The organism is Leptospira sanjuanensis (assembly GCF_022267325.1).
Lineage (GTDB): Bacteria > Spirochaetota > Leptospiria > Leptospirales > Leptospiraceae > Leptospira > Leptospira sanjuanensis.
The window spans coordinates 1,879,118-1,905,301 of the sequence record NZ_JAIZBG010000001.1 but is presented as its reverse complement, the minus strand read 5'-3'; the positions used below and the strand labels follow the sequence as shown (position 1 = coordinate 1,905,301).

27 protein-coding genes are annotated in these 26,184 nt (G+C 47.1%); 10 read left to right on the top strand and 17 right to left on the bottom strand.

From position 1 onward, the window contains the following. Nucleotides 1-30: 30 nt before the first annotated feature. A complete protein-coding gene (locus tag LFX25_RS08655) occupies nucleotides 31-987 on the bottom strand; it encodes an MBL fold metallo-hydrolase (RefSeq protein WP_238729885.1) in 957 nt (318 codons plus the stop codon). Between the two features lie 200 nt (nucleotides 988-1,187). Here LFX25_RS08655 and LFX25_RS08650 point away from each other — a divergent pair, with 200 nt between their 5' ends. The 9 genes from LFX25_RS08650 to LFX25_RS08610 all read left to right on the top strand — a co-directional run bounded on the left by LFX25_RS08650 (nucleotide 1,188) and on the right by LFX25_RS08610 (nucleotide 6,635). Next, nucleotides 1,188-1,502, top strand: coding sequence for an STAS domain-containing protein (locus LFX25_RS08650; RefSeq protein WP_010574904.1), 315 nt, complete (start codon nucleotides 1,188-1,190; stop codon nucleotides 1,500-1,502). Between the two features lie 8 nt (nucleotides 1,503-1,510). After that, nucleotides 1,511-2,317 (top strand): hydroxyacylglutathione hydrolase, encoded by an 807-nt coding sequence (locus LFX25_RS08645; protein ID WP_240009044.1) that lies wholly within the window; start codon nucleotides 1,511-1,513, stop codon nucleotides 2,315-2,317. 66 nt (nucleotides 2,318-2,383) lie between these two features. After that, nucleotides 2,384-3,760: a dihydrolipoyl dehydrogenase gene (locus tag LFX25_RS08640; RefSeq protein ID WP_238729884.1), complete on the top strand. Its 1,377-nt coding sequence runs from the start codon at nucleotides 2,384-2,386 to the stop codon at nucleotides 3,758-3,760. A 24-nt stretch (nucleotides 3,761-3,784) separates the two neighbouring features. Next, nucleotides 3,785-4,702 (top strand): ABC transporter ATP-binding protein, encoded by a 918-nt coding sequence (locus LFX25_RS08635; RefSeq protein WP_238729883.1) that lies wholly within the window; start codon nucleotides 3,785-3,787, stop codon nucleotides 4,700-4,702. Continuing rightward, on the top strand, nucleotides 4,699-5,472 hold the full coding sequence (locus LFX25_RS08630) for an ABC transporter permease (RefSeq protein ID WP_238729882.1): 774 nt from the start codon (nucleotides 4,699-4,701) through the stop codon (nucleotides 5,470-5,472). The genes LFX25_RS08635 and LFX25_RS08630 overlap by 4 nt, the downstream gene beginning before the upstream one ends. Nucleotides 5,473-5,485: 13 nt before the next feature. Then, a complete protein-coding gene (locus LFX25_RS08625) occupies nucleotides 5,486-5,755 on the top strand; it encodes a BolA family protein (protein ID WP_238729881.1) in 270 nt (89 codons plus the stop codon). Nucleotides 5,756-5,848: 93 nt separating this feature from the next. Beyond that, nucleotides 5,849-6,076: a BolA/IbaG family iron-sulfur metabolism protein gene (locus tag LFX25_RS08620; RefSeq protein ID WP_002178416.1), complete on the top strand. Its 228-nt coding sequence runs from the start codon at nucleotides 5,849-5,851 to the stop codon at nucleotides 6,074-6,076. Beyond that, nucleotides 6,073-6,393, top strand: a complete 321-nt coding sequence (grxD, locus tag LFX25_RS08615; RefSeq protein ID WP_118956676.1) for a Grx4 family monothiol glutaredoxin — start codon at nucleotides 6,073-6,075, stop codon at nucleotides 6,391-6,393. The genes LFX25_RS08620 and grxD overlap by 4 nt, the downstream gene beginning before the upstream one ends. Next, the gene (locus tag LFX25_RS08610; RefSeq protein ID WP_238731556.1) at nucleotides 6,393-6,635 is read left to right on the top strand and encodes a glutathione S-transferase N-terminal domain-containing protein; all 243 of its coding nucleotides are present in this window, start codon (nucleotides 6,393-6,395) and stop codon (nucleotides 6,633-6,635) included. The genes grxD and LFX25_RS08610 overlap by 1 nt, the downstream gene beginning before the upstream one ends. On the opposite strand, the gene gshAB is transcribed toward LFX25_RS08610, so the two are convergent. The 7 genes from gshAB to LFX25_RS08575 are packed head-to-tail and all read right to left on the bottom strand — an operon-like array spanning nucleotide 6,632 to nucleotide 15,363. Continuing rightward, on the bottom strand, nucleotides 6,632-7,663 hold the full coding sequence (gene gshAB / locus LFX25_RS08605) for a bifunctional glutamate--cysteine ligase GshA/glutathione synthetase GshB (protein WP_238729880.1): 1,032 nt from the start codon (nucleotides 7,661-7,663) through the stop codon (nucleotides 6,632-6,634). The genes LFX25_RS08610 and gshAB overlap by 4 nt on opposite strands. Continuing rightward, nucleotides 7,651-9,213, bottom strand: coding sequence for a glutamate--cysteine ligase (gene gshA, locus LFX25_RS08600; RefSeq protein WP_238729879.1), 1,563 nt, complete (start codon nucleotides 9,211-9,213; stop codon nucleotides 7,651-7,653). Before gshA ends, gshAB begins: the two co-directional genes overlap by 13 nt. Beyond that, the gene (gene ggt / locus LFX25_RS08595) at nucleotides 9,210-10,943 is read right to left on the bottom strand and encodes a gamma-glutamyltransferase (RefSeq protein ID WP_238729878.1); all 1,734 of its coding nucleotides are present in this window, start codon (nucleotides 10,941-10,943) and stop codon (nucleotides 9,210-9,212) included. The genes gshA and ggt overlap by 4 nt, the downstream gene beginning before the upstream one ends. A gap of 26 nt (nucleotides 10,944-10,969) precedes the next feature. Continuing rightward, a complete protein-coding gene (clpA, locus tag LFX25_RS08590) occupies nucleotides 10,970-13,207 on the bottom strand; it encodes an ATP-dependent Clp protease ATP-binding subunit ClpA (RefSeq protein ID WP_238729877.1) in 2,238 nt (745 codons plus the stop codon). Then, nucleotides 13,204-13,539: an ATP-dependent Clp protease adapter ClpS gene (gene clpS, locus LFX25_RS08585; protein ID WP_238729876.1), complete on the bottom strand. Its 336-nt coding sequence runs from the start codon at nucleotides 13,537-13,539 to the stop codon at nucleotides 13,204-13,206. The genes clpA and clpS overlap by 4 nt, the downstream gene beginning before the upstream one ends. Further along, a complete protein-coding gene (locus LFX25_RS08580) occupies nucleotides 13,536-14,771 on the bottom strand; it encodes a GNAT family N-acetyltransferase (protein ID WP_238729875.1) in 1,236 nt (411 codons plus the stop codon). The genes clpS and LFX25_RS08580 overlap by 4 nt, the downstream gene beginning before the upstream one ends. A 34-nt stretch (nucleotides 14,772-14,805) precedes the next feature. After that, nucleotides 14,806-15,363: an RNA polymerase sigma factor gene (locus tag LFX25_RS08575; RefSeq protein WP_238729874.1), complete on the bottom strand. Its 558-nt coding sequence runs from the start codon at nucleotides 15,361-15,363 to the stop codon at nucleotides 14,806-14,808. 164 nt (nucleotides 15,364-15,527) lie between these two features. On the opposite strand from LFX25_RS08575, the gene LFX25_RS08570 reads away from it, so the two are divergent. Continuing rightward, on the top strand, nucleotides 15,528-16,160 hold the full coding sequence (locus tag LFX25_RS08570; RefSeq protein WP_238729873.1) for an NrsF family protein: 633 nt from the start codon (nucleotides 15,528-15,530) through the stop codon (nucleotides 16,158-16,160). Between the two features lie 390 nt (nucleotides 16,161-16,550). On the opposite strand, the gene LFX25_RS08565 is transcribed toward LFX25_RS08570, so the two are convergent. The 9 genes from LFX25_RS08565 to LFX25_RS08525 form a co-directional block, all read right to left on the bottom strand. Beyond that, nucleotides 16,551-18,464: an AAA domain-containing protein gene (locus tag LFX25_RS08565; protein WP_238729872.1), complete on the bottom strand. Its 1,914-nt coding sequence runs from the start codon at nucleotides 18,462-18,464 to the stop codon at nucleotides 16,551-16,553. After that, on the bottom strand, nucleotides 18,461-19,462 hold the full coding sequence (locus LFX25_RS08560; protein ID WP_238729871.1) for a PLP-dependent cysteine synthase family protein: 1,002 nt from the start codon (nucleotides 19,460-19,462) through the stop codon (nucleotides 18,461-18,463). The genes LFX25_RS08565 and LFX25_RS08560 overlap by 4 nt, the downstream gene beginning before the upstream one ends. A 15-nt stretch (nucleotides 19,463-19,477) precedes the next feature. Next, nucleotides 19,478-20,098, bottom strand: coding sequence for a 3-isopropylmalate dehydratase small subunit (leuD, locus tag LFX25_RS08555; RefSeq protein ID WP_238729870.1), 621 nt, complete (start codon nucleotides 20,096-20,098; stop codon nucleotides 19,478-19,480). 22 nt (nucleotides 20,099-20,120) lie between these two features. Next, nucleotides 20,121-21,518 (bottom strand): 3-isopropylmalate dehydratase large subunit, encoded by a 1,398-nt coding sequence (gene leuC / locus LFX25_RS08550; protein ID WP_238729869.1) that lies wholly within the window; start codon nucleotides 21,516-21,518, stop codon nucleotides 20,121-20,123. Between the two features lie 170 nt (nucleotides 21,519-21,688). Further along, entirely contained in the window at nucleotides 21,689-23,137 is a 1,449-nt protein-coding gene (locus LFX25_RS08545) for an FHA domain-containing protein (RefSeq protein ID WP_238731555.1), read from the bottom strand. Between the two features lie 25 nt (nucleotides 23,138-23,162). Continuing rightward, entirely contained in the window at nucleotides 23,163-23,930 is a 768-nt protein-coding gene (locus tag LFX25_RS08540; RefSeq protein WP_238729868.1) for an ATP-binding cassette domain-containing protein, read from the bottom strand. 9 nt (nucleotides 23,931-23,939) lie between these two features. Beyond that, a complete protein-coding gene (gene gmhA, locus LFX25_RS08535) occupies nucleotides 23,940-24,527 on the bottom strand; it encodes a D-sedoheptulose 7-phosphate isomerase (RefSeq protein ID WP_238729867.1) in 588 nt (195 codons plus the stop codon). Further along, nucleotides 24,528-25,304 carry an LBBP_01157 family protein gene (locus tag LFX25_RS08530; RefSeq protein WP_238729866.1) on the bottom strand — a complete coding sequence of 259 codons (777 nt, stop codon included), beginning with the start codon at nucleotides 25,302-25,304 and terminating at the stop codon, nucleotides 24,528-24,530. Next, on the bottom strand, nucleotides 25,294-26,163 hold the full coding sequence (locus LFX25_RS08525; RefSeq protein WP_238729865.1) for a glycosyltransferase family 2 protein: 870 nt from the start codon (nucleotides 26,161-26,163) through the stop codon (nucleotides 25,294-25,296). The genes LFX25_RS08530 and LFX25_RS08525 overlap by 11 nt, the downstream gene beginning before the upstream one ends. Between the last annotated feature and the right edge of the window lie 21 nt (nucleotides 26,164-26,184).

The following is a 26,184-nucleotide window of genomic DNA, read 5'->3' as shown; positions in this document are numbered from 1 at the left end:
ACGGTTTTAGTATATTCAAAAAATGGAACGTTAGACTTCCAGCTCCAACCCCTCGTAGGCCATGATGATCTCGAGTTGATTGTCCGGATCGAACATCTCTTTGTATTTCAAGGCTCGTAAAAACACGGCGTCCAGTTTTTCGTCGTCGTAGGAAGGATCGTGATGAAACATGACGAGCTTCTTCACGTTGGCGCGGAGCGCGATGTCCGTAGCCATCGAAGCGGAACTGTGTCCCCAGTCGATCTTTTGAAGTGACTCCTCGAACGTGTACTGCGTATCGAACACCAAAACATCCGCGCCTCGAAAGTAGTTCAGATAATCCTGGATGTTTTCCATTTCGTCCAGGTTGAACTCGGCATCGGAAGCGAAGATAAGGGACTTACCTTCTTCCTCGAAACGATACGAAAAACTTCCTCCTGGATGCCGGACCGATTTGGAAATCGCGGATATGGATTCGGTTACGGGGAACGCTTTCCCTTCGGGAATGAATTTGAAATTCTTCGTAGCCCGAAATCCGTCGTAGGGAACCGGAAAGTGCGTGAAGCTATGCTGATATTTCAGTCTTTCCTCTAGGTTGTCCACCGAACTCAAAAATTCGAATACGTTACCCGGAGAATACAGTGGAACAAAGAAAGGAATCCCTTGGATATGGTCCCAATGTGTGTGCGTAAAGATCCACTTGGCCTTTCCTTTTCCTTCTAAAAATCCTTCATGAAGAATGGAGTTTCCCAGTTCTCTGAGTCCGGTCCCGCCGTCCACGATGACGAGATTGTCCTTCTTGTCCCTGATTTCGATACAAGTGGTATTACCGCCGTACGTGCTCCAGTTGGAAAGGGAAAGAGAATCAAGAAAGGTATCGATCGCGTCCGGACTCTGAATATCGGCGGGAGTCGCGAGGCTCAGAATTTTTTGCACCTTATTGCGGATGGATTCTCCGCGAACGGAGGAGGAAATCGAACCGCGAACGCCCCAAAATTTTATGCGCATAATTTAAAAAAACAGTTCCGAAAAGCAGAGTATTTTTCAGGAAAATGTTGTCTAAAATTATCAATTCCATCAGGATTTCCAGCTAATTCTTTTTTATTCGTGAAAAATTTCGTATGCGCGAAGAAGATTAGGAAAAAAATTTTGTTTACCGAGTACACCGATCGAATAGGATTCATAACAGGTTCCGAGCAATAAAAAACGTGGAAAACTTTAACACAGAAATCCTCACTGAGGGAACTACTTGCACCATCCGCATTCAAGGGAGCATCAGCCTCAAAAACGCATTCGCTCTCAAGGAACTCATTATCAAAAAACACGGGGAAGGTTTCACCGATATCGTCCTGGATTTTTCGGGAGACGCGTATTTGGATTCCTCCGGAATCGGAGCGATTTTTAACTCCCAAAAATACGTTACCGAGCGAAACGGTTCTCTCAAACTCAAAAACATCAGCCGGGACGTGATGACGATTTTAAAAATCGCCAATCTCGACAAACACCTCGACATTATCCGTTAGGCGATTTTTTGGATATCTTCCGGATTTACACGCACAGTTCACTTCGAAACTTTACCTACATTCTTCGAAACCCGGAAACCTCCGAGACCCTTTCCATCGATCCGTATGACTCCGCTCAGATCATAGACTTTCTCGAATCGAAGGATTGGAAACTCGATCGGATCCTCAACACCCACGAACACGCGGATCATACCTCGGGAAACGACGGGCTGGTCAAAAAATACGGATGTCCCGTTCATTCTCATCCGGGAGGAATCGGTAAAATTCCGCACGCGACTCATCCACTGAAAAAGGGAGATCGGCTTCTTGTTTCTTCACACGAATACTTGGAAGTTTTGGACACACCCGGTCATACGTTTTGCCACGTATGTTTGTTGCTTGTGGAAAATCAAAAACCGAAAGCGGTCTTTACCGGTGATACTTTGTTCAATGCGGGTGTAGGAAATTGTTTTCGCGGAGGAAATCCCGAGGTTTTGGCAAAAACCTTATTCGAACAATTCTATCGGATGGAAGAATCGATTCTCTTATATCCGGGTCACGATTATATGGAAACCAATCTGAAGTTCACTCTTTCCCTGGACCCTTCCAACGGGGACGCGATTTCCACTCTGAAAGAATGTTCCCGCCTCCAAAAGGACGTTGAGTTTTTAACGACCGATCTCGGCAAAGAAAGGAGAATCAACACCTTTCTACAGTGCGATCACCCTTCTCCCTTGCTAGTGGAAAACGTGTCGCGTAAACTTCCCGGACAAACCGTCCCCCAAGATCCGATTTCCCTTTTCGTTTCCTTGCGTTCTCTTCGAGATCATTGGTAACCCGTCAAGAAATTGTTTGCCGGAAATTCCACGGCTCAGAATCTGTAACCAAGGCGGTTCTTTTTTGTGAAAGAATATGACATCATCGTGATCGGAACGGGCGGAGGAACCAAACTCGTAACCCCTCCTTCTAAGATCGGTTACAAGGTGGCCGTGATCGAAAAGGAAAGTCCGGGCGGAACTTGTTTGAACCGGGGATGTATTCCTTCCAAGATGCTCATCTATCCCGCCGAAATTCTTTCTTTGACTAAAAATTCGGAGAAGTTTCAGATCACGTTTCCGGGCAAACCGCAAGTGGATTTTAAAACTCTCGTGGAACGGATTTCTAAAACCGTCGACGACGAATCGGCTTCCATTCTTCCCGCGTATGAAAAGAATCCGAACATCACGTACATTCAAGGAACCGCAACGTTTCTTTCCGATAAGGTCGTGACCGTAAACGGAGAACAACTTACTGCGGAGAGAATTTTTATCGCTTCCGGTGCCAGACCGATCATTCCGAATATTCCCGGTTTGGAAGGAACTCCGTATATGACAAGCCGCGAAGCGCTTCGCAGAACCGACCTTCCGAAATCCATGATCGTGATCGGAGGTGGCTTTATCGCGTTGGAGCTGGGTTTCGCGTATTCCGCATTCGGAAGCGACGTCACATTTCTCGTCCGCAATCGAATGCTGGGAAACGAAGACGGTGACGTAGTCGACGAATTCGAACGCGTCTTTTCGAAAGAACAGAGAGTTCTTCTCCACAGCAACGTTCAAAAAGTGGAATATAATAAAAATATGTTCCACCTGGAAGTTCTTGCACACGGAAAACCGATTCAACTCGCGGCGGAAGCCCTTCTGGTTGCGACCGGAATCCGTCCGAACACAGACCTTCTGGATTTGGGGAATACGAACATTCAAACCGACGCAAACGGCTATATTCAAGTAAACGAATATTTGGAAACGACCGCGACCGGAGTTTATGCGCTCGGAGACATCACAGGAAAACACTTTTACAGACATTCGGTGAACTTCGAGGGAGAATTTCTATTTAGAACCTTGTATCAGGAAAAGAAACGGTCCCCGATCGAGTTTCCCCCCGTTCCTCACGCGGTCTTTACGCATCCTCAGGTCGCAAAAGTCGGCAAAACCGAAGAGCAGCTCAAAAAAGAAGGAATCGATTTTATCGCCGCGAAAAATCCGTACAGTTCGAGCGCGACCGGGATGGCGCGGCTTTCCGACAGCGGCTTTATCAAAATCCTTGTGGAGAAAAAAACGAGAAAGGTTCTCGGAGCGCACGCGATCGGAGACGAGGCTTCGAACGTAATTCATCTTTTTATTCTTTTGATGACGATGGGCGGCACACTCGACGATCTTTTGAAAATGATCTACATACATCCCGCGTTACCCGAAATCGCGCGGAACGCGGCAAGAAAAGCGAACGAACTTTTACAAACATAAAAACGGTGGGAACATTCAAACTTTATGAAATTTGCCCTGCAAATTGAGAACTTAGTCAAAACCTATACGGGCGGAGTACAAGCCCTCAAAGGAATCAGTCTAAACGTGGAGAACGGGGATTTTTTCGCACTTCTCGGTCCGAACGGTGCGGGAAAGTCGACGACGATCGGAATTCTCAGCTCGCTTGTGAACAAAACCTCCGGCAGCGTCAAAATCCTGGACGCGGACATCGATACGGATCTTGCTAAAGCGAAATCGTATATCGGAATCGTTCCGCAGGAATTCAACTTCAACATCTTTGAAAAGGTGGAACAGATCGTAATGAACCAGGGCGGTTATTACGGAATGGACCGCAAACTCGCCGCGGAACGCGCCGGGGAATATTTACAACAGCTCGGACTCTACGAAAAAAGAAACGAAGCAGCCGGTCGTCTTTCCGGCGGTATGAAACGAAGGCTGATGATCGCAAGAGCGCTCATTCACAATCCGAAGATTCTGATCTTGGATGAACCTACCGCAGGCGTCGATATAGAACTCCGGAGATCTCTCTGGGAATTTCTGCAAAAGCTGAACGCTTCGGGAATCACCGTCATTCTCACGACTCACTATTTGGAAGAAGCGGAGAGTCTGTGCAGAAACATCGCGATCATCGACCAGGGAAAAATCGTGGAGAACACTTCGATGAAGGATCTTCTGCAAAAACTCGATCATGAAACGTTTATCCTGGATTTTACGGGTCATCTAAATTCTCACAAACCGGTTCCCGGAGTGGAACTCAAACAGATCGACGACACGACTCTAGAAGCTTCGATCTACGGAGACGCTTCGTTAAACGATTTGTTCCAGCTTCTCGAACGGAACAGAATCAAGATCAGCAGCATGAGAAACAAGTCGAACCGATTGGAAGAACTCTTTCTCAAACTTGTGGAGAAAAAAGGATGAACTTCTTAGAAAAATACAACGCGTTCAAAACGATCGTAAACAAGGAAACCGTCCGAATCCTCCGCATTTGGGTCCAGACGCTGATTCCTCCCGGAATCACGATCACTCTTTACTTTATCATCTTCGGAAAGTTGGTCGGCTCGCAGATCGGAAACATAGGCGATCATACCTACATTCAATTCATCGTTCCGGGACTTGTGATGATGTCCGTAATCATCAATTCGTATAACAACGTCGTATCTTCGTTTTTCGGGGCGAAGTTTCAGAGAAACATCGAGGAACTTTTGGTTTCTCCGACTCCGCCTTCTCTCATCGTTTTGGGTTATACGATTGGTGGCGTGATCCGCGGTATTTTGGTGGGAATTCTAGTGATCGCGATTTCTCTTTTTTTTACCGAGCTGGAAGTCTTTCACTTTCCGATGTTGATTGCAACCGTGGTTTTGAGTTCCCTTCTTTTTTCCCTGGGCGGATTTTTAAACGCGTTGTATGCGAAGAAGTTCGACGACGTTACGATCATTCCTACGTTTATTCTTACTCCGCTGACGTATCTTGGCGGGGTTTTCTATTCGATCCAGATGCTTCCTCCGTTCTGGCAAAACGTTTCCAAACTCAATCCGATTTTGTATATGGTAAACGCATTCCGATACGGCTTTTTAGGAATCAGCGATATCGAACCTTGGTTCGCGCTTTCGATGATAACGGTCGCTACGCTTGCCCTTTATCTTCTTTCCGTGTATCTTTTGAAAAAAGGAATCGGGATCAGAAACTGATCCGCACGTTACGATGAAAGTCTCCGAAGAAATCGAATCCGCGCTCATCGCCGCCTTCCATCCGATCCGCTTGGAAGTGGAGGATTTTAGCGCGGAACACTCGGGTCACGCCGGAAATCCCGAAAATAAACCGGAAGGAACACACATTCGGATTTTTTTGATCACGAGCGAGTTCGCACAGAAAACCAAAGTGGAACAACATAGAATGGTCTATTCGATTTTAAAACCCTGGATCGATCGCGGGTTGCACGCAATTACTCTGGAAACAAGCGATCACGACTAAATTTCGGATTGTAACAAAAAAGGGATTCAAAATTCTAAAACCAGGATTGGATCGGAACGACAAAGGTTTTGATTCGAGTCTAAAGAAAGAACGATGACAATCGATGAAATCAAAAATAAGATAGAATCCGGTCTTCCCGATTCCAAGGTCACGATCTTGGATCCGTATCGGGACGGAGTACATATCAAGGCAGTTGTGATTTACAAAGGATTCGAAGGTAAATCCATTTTGGAGCAGCATAGAATGGTCTATGAAACTCTTAAAGAAGAACTAAAGCAGGAAGTGCACGCGCTTGCACTGGAAACGAGGATACAAGAATGAACGAAGAAGTAAAACAAAAGATAGAAGGTCTTGTGGGAGCGAACAAAGTCTTTCTGTTTATGAAAGGAACCCCCGAAGCCCCGATGTGCGGATTTTCCGCCGGTGTGTCTAACGTATTAAAAAGTCTGGGGATTCAATTCGGATCGTTCAACGTTCTTTCCGACGAAACCATGCGTCAAGGAATCAAGGACTACGCGAACTGGCCCACAATTCCCCAGCTCTACATCAACGGAGAATTCATCGGCGGGCACGACATCGTAGTCGAAATGGCAAAAACGGGCGATCTTCAGAAGAAAGTGGGTATTGTGAGCGCATGATGAAGCTCTACCACTTTCAATCTTGTCCTTACTGCGCTTATGTGAGAGGCGAATTCCAGAAGATGGGTCTCGTCGCGGGCAAGGACTATGAACTCGTGGAAGCGAGCCGGGGAACCCCCGGCCGCGAGGAAGTGATTCGTCTCGGCGGTTTAAGTCAGGTTCCTTTTCTTGTGGACGGGGACCACAGAATGTACGAATCGAGAGATATCGTGAAATACGTTCAGCTCAAAAAGGCTTCTTAAAAACCGAGAAGATCCAAAATCTTATTTCCCACGTCCCTGTTTTTACCTTCATACGGATAATTGTGAATGTATAAAACGGGGTTGAAGTTCAACTCAAGAATCCGATACTCCCCTTTTGTTTCTAAATCCTTTAAGATAATATCCACACCGCAGATCTTAGCTCCCACGGAAGCGGCGGCTTTCACGGCAAGATCCTTGTAATAAGGATGAGCGAGATCGCTTACGTCGATGGAATCTCCGCCCGTGCTGATGTTCGAATTTTTTCTTAAAAATACTTTTTGATCCTTAGAAGGAATACTTTCCTTCATAAAGCCGAATTGTTGCAGTACATCCAGTTCCGTCTCGCCTAACTGAATTTTTTCAAGAGGTGTAACGTGCCCCACTCCTCTGCGTTTGTCCTCGTTCTTAATCGAGACGAGTTGTTCGATCGTATGTTTTCCGTCCCCGATCACGTTAGCCGGAATCCGATTGCAAACCGCGACCGTTTCGTTTCCGACCACAAGAAAACGATATTCGTTTCCTTCCGCAAATTCTTCCACGATGATCGATTCGGAATGATTGAATGCGATTTTAATCGCCTTCTTCACGTCCTCTTCGGAGGCGCGAGGAGCCAGTATGGTGATTCCGATTCCGAAATTGGTAGTTACCGGTTTGACCACCATTTTACGGTTCGAATTCTTCCGCCAAAAGACAAGAGCGGAATCGGCTTCCGCAAAACTATCACCCGCGGGAACTTCCAAACCGGATTCTAATAGTACGATTTTTGAAATCGTTTTGTTTTCCATCACGAGAAAAGACATGTAGGAGTCCAAAGCGGTTTTGGAAGCTTCCTTCACGTATTGAACAAGACCGTTCGAATCTTTGAGCCGTAAAAAATGATTTTTACGATCGAGGACTTCCACTTCCAAACCGCGATTCAAAGCGTCCCGAATCACGATCTGCGTGGAAATTTCCAGATCGGAAAATCCTTCCAACGTATAAATCTCCGGGGAAAGAAATTCACCCGACTTTAATTTCAATGATTGCATAGTTTAACGGTCGGATAATGGGTTTGGGATTCTTCCCTTTCCAACTGTTCCTTTTCTTGGAAAGAACGAACCGCCTCTTTTTCCATTTTCGTCAAGGTTCCCGGAGAATATTCCAAATAGGACAAAGCCCTTCTGTTTTCTCTCGCAAGCTCCATCCCCTTATCTCTGAATTCGATATCGCGCTTTAGAATTTCTGCAAGTAGTTTTCCCGAAGGTGTCTTGTCCGGATTTTTCCATTTTTTGATTTGAAAGTCGATCGAATCCTGATACGTGCTTTTCCCCGTATGAAGATCCAAAATCTTCGCGTAATGCCGGAGGGATTCCGAATACTCGGCGCCGATAGTCTGGAAATTTTTTCTTTTTCCGTCGACCACAACTTGGAGATTCGGGTTTCTTCCTTCCCAAATCACCGAATTCAAATTCTCCTTAAGAATCGCGTTTTCTTCGGTCGAAATCGAAGGAGACGGACTCAAAAGAGAATCCAAAAGAATGAGTTGCGTAAAGGCGAGATTCAAACGGCAAACTCCCACGGGAGAATACGGATCGATATCCAAAGAACGGATTTCGATGTATTCGATTCCCCGATCGAGCAAAGCGTCTAACGGACGTTCGTCGCCTTTCGGAACCTGCTTCGGTCGAACCGGTGAATAAAACTCGTTTTCAATCTGAAGATAATTCGGATTGAGCTGCGCGTCCTTGTTTTCGGAAAACGGAACGTAACCAGGATACGGAGTATGCACCGCGTAACACATACGATCCACGTATTCGCTCAAAGAATTATAATGAATTCCTAATGTGTCCTGAATCTTGCTCGTATAACCGATCTCGCTCATCCGAAGGGACGTCGCATACGGAGAATACATCGTAAAATTCTTATGTTTTTCGAACTTCAAATCTCCGGGGTTCGGCAAAAAAGTGGAATCGAACACGGCGGACGATCCGGTCAAATACGTTAAATAGTGAACCCTTCTCATGAAGTTTCGGATCACGTGCAGATACAGGGAAGAAATTTCTTCCTTTGTGAAGTTCGAGACTTCTTTTCCCAAGAACTGTCTCAAAAAAACGTTCGAGAACGAGAAGTTATAATGCACACCGGAGATCGTCTGCATTCTTCTTCCGTAGCGCAGACCGAGTCCGTGACGATAGATGGTCTTCCATCTTCCGGAAGCCGAGGTTCCGTATTGGCCCAAAGGAATCTCGTTTTCGTCTTCGGGCAAAACGGGGGGCATGCTGAAAGGCCAGATGAGTTCGTTGTCGAGTTTGCGGATCGTATATATATGCAAATCTTGTAATTCTCTAATGTTCGCTTCGATCTTAGGGCGAGGATGCGTCGCGTATTCGAGCTGCGGTTCCGCGAAATCGGTCTTGATATAATGATTGGTAAGACTGGAACCGAGATGTGCCGGATGAGGCGTTCTCGCGAGAGTCCCGTCGGGATTGACCCGCATACTTTCCTTTTCCAAACCGTGTTTCGCTTTGACCGCATGTCTTAAAAGAATTTCAAGCGAAACTTCTTCGATCTGCGACTGTGTCAGCTCTTTTGTTTTCAAAGTCCGCCTGTGGCTCCTTCTCCACGTGGATCGGAAGCTCCGTAGAGCGTTCCGTTCTCCCTTTTGACAGAGAATAGCTTCGCAAAGTTCGGAGCGATTCGGATGTCGTGTTTTCTTGCGGAAAGACCGTCGAATACGTTTCTTTCGTTCACGGATTTTTCAATAAAGACCGCATCGGGAAAGAATTGATGATGCACTCTTCCGCGTGCGACGGATTCGTATAAGGTCAAATGAAAGTCGAGGTTATAAACGAGAGACTGTAAAACCGCGTTTACGATATAAGAACCTCCCGGCGCGCCCGTTGCGAGAAAAGGTTCTTTTCCTCGAAACACGATCGTAGGAGACATACTGCTGAGAGGAGTTTTTTTAGGCAGAATGGAATTCGCCTCCGCACCGATCAGTCCGTAAACGTTCGGTTCCCCCGGAGCGCGACTGAAGTCGTCCATCGTATCGTTGAGAACGATCCCCGTTCCGGGAATCACGACCGATGCGCCGAATCGAAAGTTAATCGATTGTGTGGTCGATACGGAATTCCCGTCCTTATCCATCACGGAGATATGCGTTGTTTGTGGAGATTCGACTCCGAAGTTGAGCGTCTTTAAAAAGGAGGAGCTGCTCGAAGCTCGTTGTTGATCGAAATCGGCGATCTTCTCTTCCGCGTATTTTTTGGAAAGAAGCCGATCCAAAGGAATTTTCGTAAACGCAGGATCCCCTCCGAGAATCGCACGATCCGCGTAACCTCTTCGCATCACCTCCGTCATAAAATGATAATAAGAAACGGGGTCCTTCTCATACATTTCTTGGAGAGGTTTCGTTTCCACCATCGACAGCATCGTCAAAAGATGAACTCCCGAGGAAGGCGGGGGCATCGTATAAATCGTATAACCGCGGTATTTCGTTTGCAGCGTTTTCTTTTCAAGAACTTGAAAGCCGGCCAAATCCTGAGAAGTAAGCAAACCTCCGTTCTTTTTCATCGCGGTCGTAAGTGCGTTCGCAATCTTACCGCGGTAGAATTCGTTTTCTCCAGATTCGGCGATCATCTTTAAGGAACCGGCTAAGTCTTTTTGAACGAGAAGATTTCCTACCTCGGGAACCTTACCTCCGGGAAGAAAAATCCCTTTCATTTCTTCGTCCATATCTTTCGAGGACTTTTGAATCGCGGAATTCAGATCGGGATACACGCGAAACCCTTCTTGTGCAAGACGAATCGCCGGTGCAACCACCGTTTTCAGGGGAAGTTTTCCAAACCGTTTATGAATACGAACCAAACCGGCCACGTTACCCGGAACACCAACGGCACGAAACCCGAGTAGGGAATCCTCTTTCGGTTTTCTTTTATACATATTCCTGGAAGCCGCGTTAGGAGCTCTTTCTCGAAAATCGAACGCGATCGGCTCCCTGAATTCCTTTAAGTAAAGAACCAGAAAACCTCCCCCTCCGAGTCCGGTCGAGTGCGGTCTCGTCACGGAAATCGCAAAAGAAGTTGCGACGACCACATCCACGACGTTTCCGCCTAACTTGCCCACTTCGATCCCCGCTTGGGTCGCTTCGGGAGAATCGGTCGCGATCATAAGATTCTTACTTTCGCTGAAATAGTCGGTGTGTTTTTTTTGATGCGAAGGAGTTACGAGTAAATCCGTGGAAATACTTTTTCCTTCGATGGTAAGAGGAACCTCTTTGCAGGAAAAGAGGAAAAGTATCAGAACGATACGGATAGTTATTTGTTTCATCGGACCCTAATTCGATCGGTTGTTGTTTAGGATTTTTTACCGGTGGAGAATTCCATTTCAATTCCATCCTTACCGGCGATCAGTTTCGCCTTTCCGCCCGACTTGAGCGCTCCGAAAAGAATCTCTTCGGAAATCCGTTTGGAGATATGCGTATCGAGCCATCTCTGAACGGGTCTTGCGCCAAACTCCGGAGTATAAGCTTGGTCGGCGATGTAGACGAGTACGTCTTCCTGAAACTCCAATTCGATTTGTTTAGAATTCAGACGTTCCTGCAAAAGGGCAAGCTGTTTTGCAACTACTTTGGTTACATTTTCCTGATTCAAAGCGGAGAATTCTATGACCGCGGTCAGACGGTTTCTGAACTCGGGAGAAAATTGTTTCTCGATCGCCTTCATACTTCTATCTTCCAAAACGTCGTTTCCAAAACCGACCGGATTCGTGGAACGTTCCCGCGCGCCCGTGTTCGTCGTCATCACAAGAATCACCTGACGGAAATCTGATTTTCTTCCGTTGTTATCCGTGAGAGTCGCGTGATCCATGATCTGCAGAAGAATGTTGTAGATATCCTCGTGCGCCTTTTCGATCTCGTCGAGAAGAAGCACACAATGCGGATTTCTATAAATCGCATCGGTCAATTGTCCTCCTTGTTCGAAACCGACGTAACCCGGAGGAGAACCGATCAAACGCGATACGGTGTGTTTTTCCATATACTCGCTCATATCAAAACGAACGAGTTCCACGCCGAGGATCTCCGCAAGCTTTCGAGTCAGCTCCGTTTTACCGACGCCCGTTGGTCCCGCGAACAGAAATGAACCGACAGGTTTTCCCGGTTCCGCAAGTCCGCTTCGAGACAATCGAATCGATTGAACCAATTGATCGATCGCTGCGTCTTGCCCGTAAATTTTCGCCTTTAATTCTTCGTCGAGGTTTTTGAGTTTCTCGCGGTCGTCCGCTTTGACGGTAACCGAAGGAACCTTTGCGATTTTAGAAACGAGATCCTCGATTTCGCGGACCGTTACCGTTTTCTTACCGCCTTCTCGGAGTCGAACGCGCGCACCCGCTTCGTCCAAAAGATCGATTGCCTTATCGGGAAGTTTACGATCCAGAATGTAACGGGCCGATAACTCGGCCGCTTGTTCCACCGCGGAAGCGGAATACTTTACCTTATGAAAACTTTCGTATTTTTCTAAAAGCCCTTTGAGAATTTCCACCGTCTCCGAAATGGACGGTTCGCCGACTTCTACCTTTTGGAATCTTCTGGAAAGCGCATGATCTTTTTCGAATATAGTTTTGAACTCTTTATAGGTAGTCGTTCCGATGCAACGGAGTTCTCCGCTGGAAAGAGCCGGTTTGAGCAGGTTGGACGCGTCCAGCGAACCGCCCGAAACGGCGCCCGCTCCGATAATCGTATGAATCTCGTCGATGAAGAGAACATGATCTTCCTGAGCCGTAATCTGCGTGACGACGTTTTTCAGACGTTCCTCGAATTCTCCCCGAAACTTGGTTCCCGCAAGAAGAAGTCCCATATCGAGCGAATATACTTTCAAGTTCTTCAACGGTTCCGGAACCTTTCCGTCCACTACTCTTTGTGCAAGTCCTTCCACAATGGAAGTTTTTCCGACCCCGGCCTCGCCCACAAAGATCGGATTGTTTTTTCTTCTTCTGCATAGAATGTGAATGGTACGATCGAGTTCGTCTTCTCGTCCCACCATAGGATCGAGTTTTCCTTCCCGTGCTTTTGCGGTCAGATCCACACAGAACGCTTGGAGCGGATCGGAGATCTTTTCACCGTCCTCGCCGATCATTTCCTTTTCCCTGTTTTTGGAATCCTTCCGTATTCCGTGAGAGATATAACGTACGATGTCGAGTCGGGTAATATCCTGGGTTCCTAAAAAATATACAGCGTTGGATTGATCTTCGCGGAACAAGGCGGCGAGAACGTCGCCCGCATCCATCTTTTTGTTTCTTGTGGATTGAACGTGAAACTCGGCGAGCTGTAAAACGTGTTGCACACCGATCGTATAAATCGGGTCCACGTCGCCGGAAGATTCGGGGAAGGCTTCCAGTTCGCTTTCCAGATAACCGATCAAATCCTTTCGAAGACGCTCGAGGTCGGCTCCACAGGCTTCCAAAACTTCCTTGCCGACCGAATCGAACGTCAATGCGAGAAGGATATGTTCGAGCGTAATAAATTCATTTCTTCTTTTTTTGGCTTCTTCCCAAGCCTTTTTTAAAGTGCGTTCCATTTCTTCCGTGAGAATCATGATTCCTCCTCTCCTTCCTCCACTTCCATCGTACAGTGGAGCGGATATCCGTGTTGTTCCGCGATTTGTTGAACTTGTATGACTTTGGTTCTTGCCACGTCGTGCGAGTAAACGCCGCATAACGCTTTTCCCGTGATATGAGCTTTCAGCATGATCTGCTGACTTTCCGCCCGGCTTCTGTGAAAGACCACTTGCAGGATCCATACGACGAACTCCATAGGAGTAAAATCGTCGTTGAGTATGATGACTCTGTATTTGGAAGGTTTTTTTAGTTTGACCTTTTCTTTGGTGAGGGTTTGTTCCTCTGTGTCGAATCGAAATATATCGCTCATGGTTCGAAATTCTCCCGAACGGATGCGCGTTCGGACGGATCGGCCGATGCGTCGTTCAAAAGAGACACATTCGTTTGAACTTCTTTTAAGGGAGAATGTTCGTTGGTTTCGTGGATCATTTCCTGCATGTGCAGTGTTTCTTCTTTTAAGAAACGTTCAATCGCATTTCGGGCCCGAGGATGAAAAATCCGATGCGAACTATAGGTCGGAACCGCCGGAAATCCGCGCAGAAATTTATGTTCTCCCTGAGCTCCCGCTTCGAAGACCCGGATCTTTTCCCGGATCGCATAGTCTATCAATCGATAAAAACAACATTCGAAATGAAGATGGGAATAATATTCGGTGCAGCCCCAATATCTGCCGTAGAGAAAATCTCCTTTACGAAGATTGAATGTTCCCGCTACTGCCTTCCCTTCTTTGAAAGCTAAAACCAGAACGATCCGATCCAAAAACGTTTCGAATGCGGAATCGAAAAATTTTCGGTTTAAATAAGCCGAACCCCATTTCCGCGAATGAGTGTCGGAATAAAAACTCCAGATCGCGTCGATGTCCGATCTTTGGATTTGGTTTCCTTCCAGTACTCGAATTTCGAGTCCGTAACTTTTTACGATCTCTCTTTCCCGTTTGATCTGCATTCTCTTTTTAGATTTCATCGCCGTGAGATAATCCTCGAAACTCGAGTAATCCCCGTTGATCCAATGATACTGGTGAGAAAGTCTTGTTGCAAACCCGTATTCGGCGAGCGCTTCGGATTCTTCCTTTTCCAGAAATAAAAAATTGATTCCGGAAAGTCCTTCTTCTTCTCCGAATCGAAGTAAGGCGGGGATCAGATGCGCGCAGACTTCCTTTAAGCCGAGACCTTCTTCATGAAGAATTCTTTTTCCGGTCGCGGGTGTGAACGGAACCGCTACCAGACCTTTCGGATAATACTTGAGTCCGGATTGTGCGAAGAATTGCGCCCACTGAAAATCGAAGATGTATTCTCCGTAGGAATCGTATTTGAGGAAGAATGGGATCGCCGCGGAAAATCGCCCTTCTTTCCAAAGGACGCAGTATTTCGGTACCCAGGCCGTGGTTGATCCGATGCAGCCGGAAACTTCGAGGGATCGTAAAAAATCGTATTCTAAAAAAGGACTTTTTGGATCGGAAATCGCGTTCCATTCTTCCTTGGAAATCGAAACGATGGAATCGATGAATTCGACTCGGATATCGGTCTGTGACGGGGAAGACATGCTATTTCCTTGGACTCTTTGAAGAACGACTTTGTCAAAGATCGAGTGAAAAATGCTTTCGAATCTTTTGAACCGCTCTGTGCGTGATGACCTTGATGTTCGATTCGGAAAGTCCGGTCCGTTCCGAAACTTCGCGAACGCTCATCCCATCCAGTTTCAAATGAGTGAGAATCTGCTTTTGCCTTTCGTCGAGTATGTTCAACCATTCCCTCAAAATTTCGCGGGCCTTTTCCGGTTCTTCTTCCTCCACCGGTTCGGGAGAAGCGAAAAATTCTAGGTTGTCCGTGGTGAACGTCCGGTCTCCGACTTTTTTCTTTCTGAGAAAATCGATGGTTTTGTAACGTGCGATGGCGAAAACCCAAGGAGCCGGATGACGGTCCTCCCGGTAAGAATCGCGGGCTTTGTGAAGTCCGATTAAAATTTCCTGAACCAGATCTTCCCGATCTTCGGCGTTGCCGATTCTGGGTATGAGATAGGACCGGAGAATTCCCGTTACGAGCCGTAAGAATTTTTCATAGGAACTCTGATCTCCTTCCCTTGCCTTGCGGATGAGAACGGAACATTCTTCCCAGATTTCTTTTTTAGCTGACATGTAACTAACTGCTTGGAACCTTCGAATAGTAAAACAAACGGTCCTTCGATTTGGAATGCGTTGACTACGAGCTGAAATCGATTCCTTCCAGTTTGCACGGGGAAGAATTTATTGTCCAACCATTCTTGAAAATTGGAAAATTTCCGAAGATAGTACGCAAAGAAATGACTCGCAAAGAAGAAACAACCGAATCCTTGATTCAAAGAATGGCGGCGGAAACTCCAGCACGACGAAGCGCGTGGAATTGGTTCGCGATTTTAGGTCCGATCCTCGCGGTTACACTCGTTTTATATCTTCTTTCTCTGCATCCGGTTACGAGTCGTTTCGTTCACATTCCTTCCTTGTTTCCTGATTTTTTATGGATCGCTCTCATCGCGTCGTATTCATTTTGGATCTTATCCCAACTTCGTTTTCCGGAAGAATCCTTTTCCAAGTCGGCGCGCATTCCTATTCTTCTCGCGTTTTTGTGGATCGTATATTCGGTCGGATTATTCGCCTGGGACGTATTTGCAAATCATGAAATTCATTCGCATGTCGGGCGTTGCTGGTCGATTCTTTTTCTTTCCAGCATTCTTCTGGCGGGGAGCGGAATTTACGTTTTGAAAGGCGGTAAACCGGGAAATCCCGTCCTGGCTGCGGCGATTCTTTCGGTGTTTAGCTTGGCGCTTGCGAACTTTTGTTTGAAGTTTGTTTGTTCGGATCAATCCTCGTTTCACATTCTGTTTTCGCACGTTACTACGAGCGTCGGATTGTTCTTTTTCGGCTTTTTCGTATTTAAGAAGATTCTAAAGTGGTAGTCGAGTTCCGACAAAGTCTACCGTGAAAGGGCGCGGCCCCACCCAAATTGGGTGGTGGAGGCGGGTTCGTGGGAAGACCTCGGCAAATTTTTCTCTATCAGAAAATTCTACTTTTGTAAAGTGAAATCCGGCTTCTCTGTCGGAACCTTTGATATTTAAACACGGCAATTTCGCTCTCTACGGGTAATGATCTTTGCTACGCAAAGAGCCTACGATTACGGCTCCGCCATCTACGGCAATTTCGCTCTCTACGGGTAATGATCTTTGCTACGCAAAGAGCCTACGATTACGGCTCCGCCATCTACGGCAATTTCGCTCTCTACGGGTAATGATCTTTGCTACGCAAAGAGCCTACGATTACGGCTCCGCCATCTACGGCAATTTCGCTCTCTACGGGTCGCGAAATTCCCATGCCGTTCGGAACACTTCCTTTGCTTCCGCAAATTGAATCAACTTTGATAAAAACGGATCTTCCGACAAAGTAGAACTATCTCCGATGCACAAAAGCAGATCGCGTGCGCGAGTCATCCCGACGTTGATCCTTCTGGATTCTTTTAAAAAACCCGAGCGGCCTTCCGCGTTGGAACGAACAAACCCGAGAAGAATACAACGATTCTCCCGTCCTTGAAACGAATCGATCGTGGATACGCTAATCTTGGTAAAACCGGCTTCTTTCAATTTTTCGGATATCAATCGAACCTGCGCTCGATAGGGAGAAAGAATCGTAATCTCCTCCTCGGACCAGTCGTTTTCCTTGAGCGACTCACACAGGCGAACCTGAAGATCCGCTTCGAATGGATTGGTAAGACTGTCGTCTACCGCAATTTCCTCGCTGTCTGTTCCGGCCGTGTCGATCCACTGAAACGCATTCAAAAAAGGGAATGTTTCCGGAAACGTGGAACCTCGTTCCTCTTCCGGACGACCCGATCGCAAATTATTTCCGTAAAATTCCCGAGAAGGAAACGCGGCGATTTCGTCCTTCATTCGATATTGCGTGTCGAGCAAAAATACGCGGCCGGAAGTTTCCAATCGTTCCGCAGCCTTTTCAAACAGCGTCAGTTCGAGAGAATTCTTTTCCGAAAACAAGGTCGGGGGAAGCTGCTTATGATCTCCCGCCAAAATCACACGATCCGATTTCAGGATCGGAATCCACGCCGCGGGTTCGAGCGCCTGCGAAGATTCGTCTAACATGCAAAAGTCGAAGTTTCTTCCTTCGAGCACCGTTTTTGCGGACGCGACCGGCGTGGAAACGATCACGGAATGAGAGGAAATCAAACTGTCCACCAATCCTTTTTCCATGGATCGAATCGTTTTCTTGAGTTCTTTTACTTCCGCAAACAGATTCTTCCGTTCTTCCCTTTCCTTTTCACCGAAGTTGCGTTTGAACTTTTTCGCCTGTTTGGAAATTTCAATGACATCCTTTCTGTATTCGCTTAACAATTTTCCGTCGGGATGATGAAATAGTTTGTAGTCGAGGGTCGTATGTAGAGCGGCTTCGCTGATTCGGGCGGGATGCCCGAGACGTAGAACGGGAATTCCCCGCTCCGTAATCGATTCCACCAATAGATCGCAAGCGGAATGAGTCGGCGCGGAAACAAGAACCGTCTTTTCTTCCGCTACGATTTGACTTACAATTTCGGTTAACGTTGTCGTTTTTCCGGTACCCGGAGGACCGTGGATGATCGTCACGTCTTCGGTAAGAACCGCGTGGAGCGCGGCGTTTTTTTGGGATTCGTTCAAAGTTCCTGTCATTCTTCCCAAAACGCGGGAACGATCCCCGTCTCGAAGTGCGATCGGATCGGGCTTTCCATATCCGAGCAGTAACTCTCGATTTACGTACAAACGCGTTCCCTTGGTCGCTGCGGATAGGACGTCTAACGCAGAAAACATTTCCTTATAAGAGGTTTCGTCGGGCAAAAGATCCAAAAAGCACTTTCCTTCTTCCACCCATTCGGGAACCTCGTCGATCGCGATCCGGATCCTTTCTTTATGCAAAGAAACTAATATTGCTCGAGCTCGATCCTCGTTCTTTCCGATTTGAACGGGCGCACCGGACTGAAACTTGGCGGGATATTCTTCCTGATCGGGAAAACGAAAGGTCAGAATCCAACTTCCTTCCCTTCCGAGAGATTGTTCTTCGTAGACAAGAGGATATAACGTGATCCCGAGTTGAACTCGATCCTGCAAGGCACGCGAAAGCCAGTCTTTGGAAAAGAGGGAATCCTCTTCTTTTTTCTCCCGCTCCAACTCGGTTCGAACGAACTCCAACTCCGCAAGGGAATCGGAGAATTTCTGTTCTTTCAAAACCGGTCCGGAGAAAGGACTACGATGCGGTAGACCTGAGATTTTTGGTCGTCTCTTGTAGGAAGCCCTTCCGCAAACCGGATCGCGCTCGCAAGAGTCGTTCCCGTGGTTTGTCCCGCGAAGATTCCTTCTTTTTGATAGAGATCGGATTGATATAAAAGCGCTTGTTCCCGATCCACCCCGACATATTCGTCTACGATTTTCGGATCAAAGGACTCGGGTAAATGAATTCCGGATTCGTGTTGCACCATCTTACGAATAAATCTGGATTTTTGGCTGACACCCATGATGACACGAACGGAGGACTTCTTGGATTTTAAAAATCTTCCGACACCGGATATCGATCCGCCGGAACCGCCGCCCGCAACAAACGCGTCCACGTTTCCGCTGAGATCTCTCCAGATTTCGGGCCCCGTAAAAAGGAAATGTGCGTTTGTGTTCGCCATATCCTTGTATTCGTTTAGAATGACGGTGTTCTTTTCTTTCTCTTTGAGTTCTTTTGCTTTTTTTAAAAGAGCGTCGTCCCAGTTCCCCTTCGCTTCGGGAACGATGTCCACGTGCGCGCCGAAGGTTTGTAAGTCCTTGATCTTTTGCGGATCGGTATCGCTCGCCACGAGACAACGAAACTTATACTGACGAATCGTGCAGATCCACGCGAGACTGATCGCGGTCGTGTTGTATCCCGGTTGGATCACTTGTCCTCCGGGTTTTAATTCTCCCCTTCGTTCTGAGGAAAGAAGCATGGACAATGCGGTTCTGTCTTTTACGGAGCCGGTAGGATTGCAGAATTCAGCTTTGAGATAGAACTCCACGTTGGGGATATGAGAACCGATCTGATTCAATCGGATGAGCGGAGTGTTTCCGATCATCTGTAGAATCGTTTCTTTTACGGGTTTCGCTACGCTGAGCTCCCGTCCAAAAGATTTCTGAATGTTGTTCAGCGCGCCTAGGAAACTATTTCCAAACTCGTCTATCGAACGGGATATTTCATCAAACATAGGTTTTCGGCAGAATTATATAGCGTACAACCAAGGTTCAACTTCTTTCTGTTTTTTTTCAAACTCCCCGATCTTACTTTCCTGTTTCAGGGTCAGACCGATATCGTCGAGTCCGTTGTAAAGACAGTATTTCCGGAAAGAATCCACCTCGAAAGAGTATACTTTTCCGGTCGGTCCGGTGACGGTTTGTTTGTCCAGATCGATTTGGATTTTTGCGCCAACGTTAGACGAAACTGCCTGAAAAAGTTCCTCCACTTCCTCCGACTTGAGAATCACCGGAAGCATTCCGTTCTTAAAGCAGTTGTTGAAAAAGATATCCGCATAGGAAGGAGCGATGATCGAACGAAACCCGTAGTCTTCCAGCGCCCAAGGTGCATGCTCTCTGGAAGAACCGCATCCGAAGTTGTCTCTGGTGACGAGAACGGAAGCGCCCTTGTATCGTTCCTGATTCAGGGAGAATTCGGGATTCGGTTTTGTTCCCGCGTCGTCCAAATATCTCCAGTCGTGAAAGAGATGAACTCCGAATCCGGTGCGTTCGATCTTTCTTAAGAATTGTTTCGGAATGATCTGATCCGTGTCGACGTTCGGTCTATCGAGTAAAGCCGCGACGCCGTTCAATACAGTAAAAGGTTTCATAATATTCTTATATTCCTATCGATTATTTCCAGTTTCGGATGTCTACGAATCGGCCTTCGATCGCCGCGGCCGCCGCCATTTCCGGTCCTACGAGATGCGTTCTTCCGCCTTTTCCTTGACGACCTTCGAAGTTTCGGTTCGAAGTGGAAGCGCAACGGTCGCCCGGTTCGAGAACGTCGTCGTTCATCGCGAGACACATGGAACAACCCGGATTTCTCCATTCAAAACCGGCCGCTGTAAAGATCTTATCTAAACCTTCCTGTTCCGCTTGGCGTTTGACTCTTCCCGAACCGGGAACCACGATCGCTTGCACCTTGGAAGAAACTTGTTTTCCTTTGATCGTCGCCGCCGCGGCTCTTAAGTCTTCGATTCTGGAATTGGTGCAGGAACCGATGAATACTTTATTGATCGTAATGTCTTCGATCTTTTCACCGGGAGTTAAACCCATGTATTTGAGCGCGGATTCGATTCCGATCTTGTCGATCGGATCGGTCGCGTCGCTCGGGCTCGGAACGGTTCCTTTGACGGAAACGACTTGGCTCGGAGAAGTTCCCCAGGTCACCATCGGTGCGATTTCATCCGCGTGAAGAATTACGGTCGTGTCGAACTTGGCGCCTTCGTCGGTCACGTAGTGTTTCCACTTCTTCACCGCGAGATCCCATTCCGCTCCCTTCGGTGCGAAGTCTTTTCCTTTGATATAATTGAACGTGATTTCATCCGGAGCGATCAGTCCCGCTCTTGCACCGGCCTCGATCGACATGTTGCAGATCGTCATTCTCGCTTCCATGCTGAGGGCTTGGATCGCGGAACCCCGATACTCGATCACGTAACCGGTCGCACCGGCTGTCCCGATCTTACCGATGATCGCGAGAATAATGTCCTTCGCGGTGACCTTATCGGAAAGTTTTCCGTCTACGCGGATCTCCATCGTTTTCGCTCTTTTTTGAACGAGGGTTTGGGTCGCGAGAACGTGTTCCACTTCGCTGGTTCCGATCCCAAACGCGAGCGCGCCGAACGCGCCGTGTGTGGACGTATGAGAATCTCCGCAGACGATCGTCATCCCCGGATGAGTCAAACCCATCTCGGGAGCGATCACGTGAATGATTCCTTGATCCGGATTTTGAAAGTCGTAAAGACGGATTCCGTTTTCGTCGCAGTTCTTTTTTAAGGTCTGCATCTGAATCGCGGAAATCGGATCGGCGAGGCTGAGATCCCGAGTGCGAGTGGATACGTTATGATCCATAGTGGCAAAAGTCGCCTCGGGACGGCGGACTTTTCTGCCCGCGAGTTTGAGTCCTTCGAAAGCCTGGGGGCTTGTAACTTCGTGAATGAGATGACGATCGATATAAATTAAATACGATCCCGCATCCAGTTCTCCAACCAGATGGTCTTCCCAGATTTTTTCGAACATTGTCTTCATTGGATTCTAATTCTCCCCGAAAGAAATTCTTTCGGACTTTGTGGATTGGATTTTTTTCTCGCAATTGAGAAAGGACATCCGCCTGAATTTCCATCGTTGGGAAATCGGGTCTTTTCGTCTACCCGGATCTATTTTAAGCGAAGTAGAATGGATTTGGAAGATCGAAACTTTTAACGAGCTCGAAAAACGTAGACCGTTTTGCCGAGGCTGATCTCGTCGAAATCATACAACACGCGCGGACGGAGAATTTTCTTTCCGTTTAAATATGTTCCGCCGTCGGAAATCAGATCATACAATACGAAACGGTTTTTGATCTTGCGGATTCTAGCGTGCAGTTTACTGACCCCCGGATCGGCGACCTGGACGTCTGAAAATTCCCCGTTGCCGAGAGTGGTTTCGGCCTTACAGATCGGAACCTGTTTTCCGGGGAATCTTCCTTCTTTTTGAATCAGAGTCGCAAGATCGTAGGCTTCCGCCGCGTCGAACTCGGTTTCGCTCACGGGCAAGGAACGGGAAACGTAAACCCCTTCCGGATTCGCATACGGGGAAGAATGAAACTGATCCCCATACATTCTTTGATAGACTTCCCGTTCTTCACCGCGCGCGTGAAAGCGGCGTTCCGCTTCTCCGCCGCTTGGGTCGGAAGGCTCGTCCGCGTCTCTTTCCTTCCGGAACAAAAGCAAAAGACCGATCAAAGTAAGAATGAGCAGAAATCCGATCGTAGGAAGAAAAACCCCGGGACTTAAAAAGACGAATCGAAGTTGTTTCGCAACTCCGGGTTTGTATGTGTACGTGAATTTCCCGCCCTTGGAAGATTCCCAATCTCCCCGAATAAAATCCCCTTCTCCTTTCCAAAAATCGTTTTGAAAGGGAGAATCGTACTGAATCTCGGCGGGATGTTTGTGAAAGTATTCGAGATCCGTTAAAAACTTAGAAAGAAAGTCCTGAGATTCCACATCGTAGAATTCTCCGCCGTAAATCCGAACGAGTTCGAAGTTGGAAAAATTGCGTCTACCGATCACTTGCAAGGGAAGACCGGATGTGGACAAACCTTGTCTGAGTCCGGGAGGAAGTTTGTACTCGTTGTCGGAAACAAGAAGCGAAAGATAGGATTCCCTCGTTAAAATCGCATTCACTTTTTGGAATACGAGATCCAAATTGGTTCCGGTGTTTCGATTGCTAAGAGAACCCGGGACGCGGGCTTTTGCAAGAGCCGCTTGACGATCCAAGTCCTTTTCTACTACGAGCAGATCGTCCGAAAAAAAGATAAAACTGAAATGGTCCTCCTCTCCGGAAGCCTGCACGACCTTTTGTAAAAAGCGCGTGTTGAAGTTGTTTTCTTCCAAAGAAGTTCCGGATTGAATTAGAAAAACGGAATGTACGGGGAGACTTCCTTCTTTACGAAAAACCTTCGGCCGGAGAACGGTGCGGGTTTCCGATCCTCTGGATTCACGGATCAGAAAATTCTCCCGTTCCAAAGGAAACTGCTTTTTGTCTCGGATCGAAAGTCGAATCGACGGAAAGGAAGAAGTGTCCGCTTCTTCCATGATAAACGGAGATTTCTGCGCCCAGAGCGGCGTGAAAAATAAAATCAGTGTTAGGAGAACCGCATAACCCATCGTTCGCACTCGACTATCTTATAGATCAGGCCCCTTGTTCAAACAGTTTTTTTCCGTAAGCGGAACGGAGTTTCCATTCTCCGGTTTGCGGTCTTGTCAGAACTTCGGCCCATTCTCCCTGATAGAGGATACTTATAGTATCGGCTATGGCGCGGACGATGGAGATTTCGTGCGTGATAAAAATGACGGAAAGTCCCCTTTCCTTTCTAAATTTTAGAAGAAGTTTGAGGACTTCCACCTCGCTGATCGAGTCGAGGGCGGCCGTAGGTTCGTCGGCGACGACAATTCTAGCGCCGGAATAAACCGCCAAAAGAATCAGAATTCTCTGTCTTTCCCCTCCGGAAAGATGGCCGGGCAGCGATACAAAGGCTTTTTCCGGATCGTGAATCTGGATCGAATCGAGGAGAGGTAAAATTTCCTTCTTGTGAGCGACCGAAGGATTGGTCAGCGAAAACGCTTCGATCATCTGCAAACCGGTTTTTCGATACGGATGAAAACCCCAGATCGGGTTCTGAGGAACCAAAGCGATTTTTTTTCCACGGAGAACCTGCCATTCTCTTTCAGTGAGATACCGTGCGTCCTGACCTAACAACGAAAAACGATCGGACCTTTGAAAGAGTTCCTTGTCCGTCATTCCCAATAGGCAGGACGCGAACGTGGACTTACCGCTTCCGGATTCGCCCACGATACAATGAACCTCTCCCTCTTTTAAAGTGAAATCGATTCCTTTGAGAATATGATGACCGGGTGTCGAAACCTTCAGATTGGAAATTTCAATTACGGGAGAAATCACGAATCGGCGTCATTCCATTTTAAACAGATTGTATTCCACGATGCTGCAAAGGATATGTCCGATTAAAATATGGGATTCCTGGATTCTCGCGGTCACGTTGCTCGGAACGATTACGTCCAGATCCGAAAGGTTCCTCATCTTTCCGCCGTCTCCGCCTAACAACGATATGGTTTTCAAACCTCTGGTTTTCGCCTTTTCCAGCGCGAGCAAAACGTTTTTGGAATTTCCGCTCGTGGAAAGTCCGATGAGGAGATCCCCCTTTTTTCCGAAGGCTTCGATCTGTCTCGCGAATACGTCTTCGTATCCGTAGTCGTTCGAACAAGCGGTCAACACCGCCGAATCCGCGGAAAGGGAAAGAGCCGGCAAAGCCTTTCTTTCGTTTCCGGATTTGTATCGAACCACGAGCTCCGCCGCGATATGGGACGCGTCGCAGGAGGAACCTCCGTTTCCGCACAGAAAGACGGTGTTTCCTGTTTGTAAAACCTTGGAAACGATTTCTCCCGCCTTGGTTATATCGTCCAAGATCGTATCGATACATTTCTGTTTGGTGGCTACGGAATCCCGGATTTGTCCGAGAGCGATTTCCTTAATATCCATCTAGTTGCTTCCTCTTTTTTTACGGATCTGTTCGAGCACTTGAAAAAATTCCCTCTTTGCCTTTTCGAAATCCTGTAAGGAAAGATTTTCCGTATACGGAGAATTCTCCTTTTGATTTCCGCTCACATTCAAAAAATAAAGTTCGTCCGAGACGATGCTCTTGAGCCGCTTTGTAGAATTAGACTGAAAGAATTGTTCGAACTCAGGTCCCATATACACAAGAAGTACGGCGACAATACTCGGTTTCAGACGAATAAAAATCTGCTGTTTCCAAAACGATTCCCAGTTGTAAAAGTCCTTCCACGTTTCTTGGGAAGAAGCGGATTCTCCGTATAAAACTTTCAGGTCTTCGTCGATTCCTTCTGGTTGAAATCGGGAAAATACGCTTTTTAAGTCGGAATGTTCATAGGAAAGAATTCGGTTCAACTCCGCTTCGGGAATCACAACGACTCCTGAAATCTTCTCCCCTTGCAAGCTCAAAAAATTTCCGGTCGAAACGACGAGGGAATATTCCCTTCCGGATTTTTCCTTTCCTTCGAGACGGAAAAGTTTCGGACCGTTCTTTAGAAGTTTATAATATTTCGTTTCGTGAACGAGACCGCCCGTTTTCTTTCGGGTGACGAAGAAACGATCCGCCTTTTCCCGCAGTTCCGCGAGTTCGCGTTTGTAACCGTAACTTTCCCGAACCGGAAGCGTTTCTTCTTCGCCGGAACCTTTCTTCCGTTTTTTTCTTCGAAAAAAGGAAAGGAGTTTTGCGAAAAACGACTTAATTACCATAACTCGATTTTACGTTGGAAGGTCGTTCCGTGATTCCTTTCTGAAGCTCGTATTGTTTCGCGTCCTTTAAGAACGTGGAATATGCCGAGGAAACCGCGATGACCCAACCGGGAAACCCGTCCAAAAATCCGAACTTAAAAAAATACGTTTCCACGAACTTGGAAAACGGTTTGTAGATCGTTCGAAGAACGGAAAACTTCTTTCCCTTTCTTTGTCTCGTGTAGGCTACGATCGAGGAGAACTGATTGATCGTGTTCACTTGATGGGCGAGATCCGTAAAACTGTAGTGAATGATGTCGCCGTGAATCCTGCTTCCGTTTCCTTCGATGCTGATATAGTCGTGAGGATTTTCCCCGACCCAAACGGCCTGACCTTTGCGGAAGATGCGATATCGATATTGAGGATACCAACCGCCGTAACGGATAAATCTTCCCATGTGAAAGGTCAAACGGGAAACCTGCAAACCGCCGAGATCTCCGTCGTCCGGTTTTTGTTTGAAAGTAAGAATCGAATTCTTCAGTTCCGGTGAAACCCGTTCGTCCGCATCCAAAGAAAGAATCCAATCGTATTTGCAAAGAGCGATCGCGTCGTTCTTCTGTTCGATGTGACCTTTGAATTTTTGTTTATAAAACCGGACGGAAGGAAAAGACTTCGAAATCTTTTCGGTGGCGTCCGTGCTGATCGAATCTAAGACGACGATCTCATCGGCTATGTCGATGCAGGAACGGATACAATCTCCGATGTTGCGTTCTTCGTTGTAAGTGATGATGGCGACCGAAAGTTTTTTTCCCATCAGAGCGGAAGGGGCTTCCGTTTTTTTTTGTGCTTTCTTTTTCTTTGCTGGAATTGATTTTCCCATCTGTTCGATTGATTCCCGGAA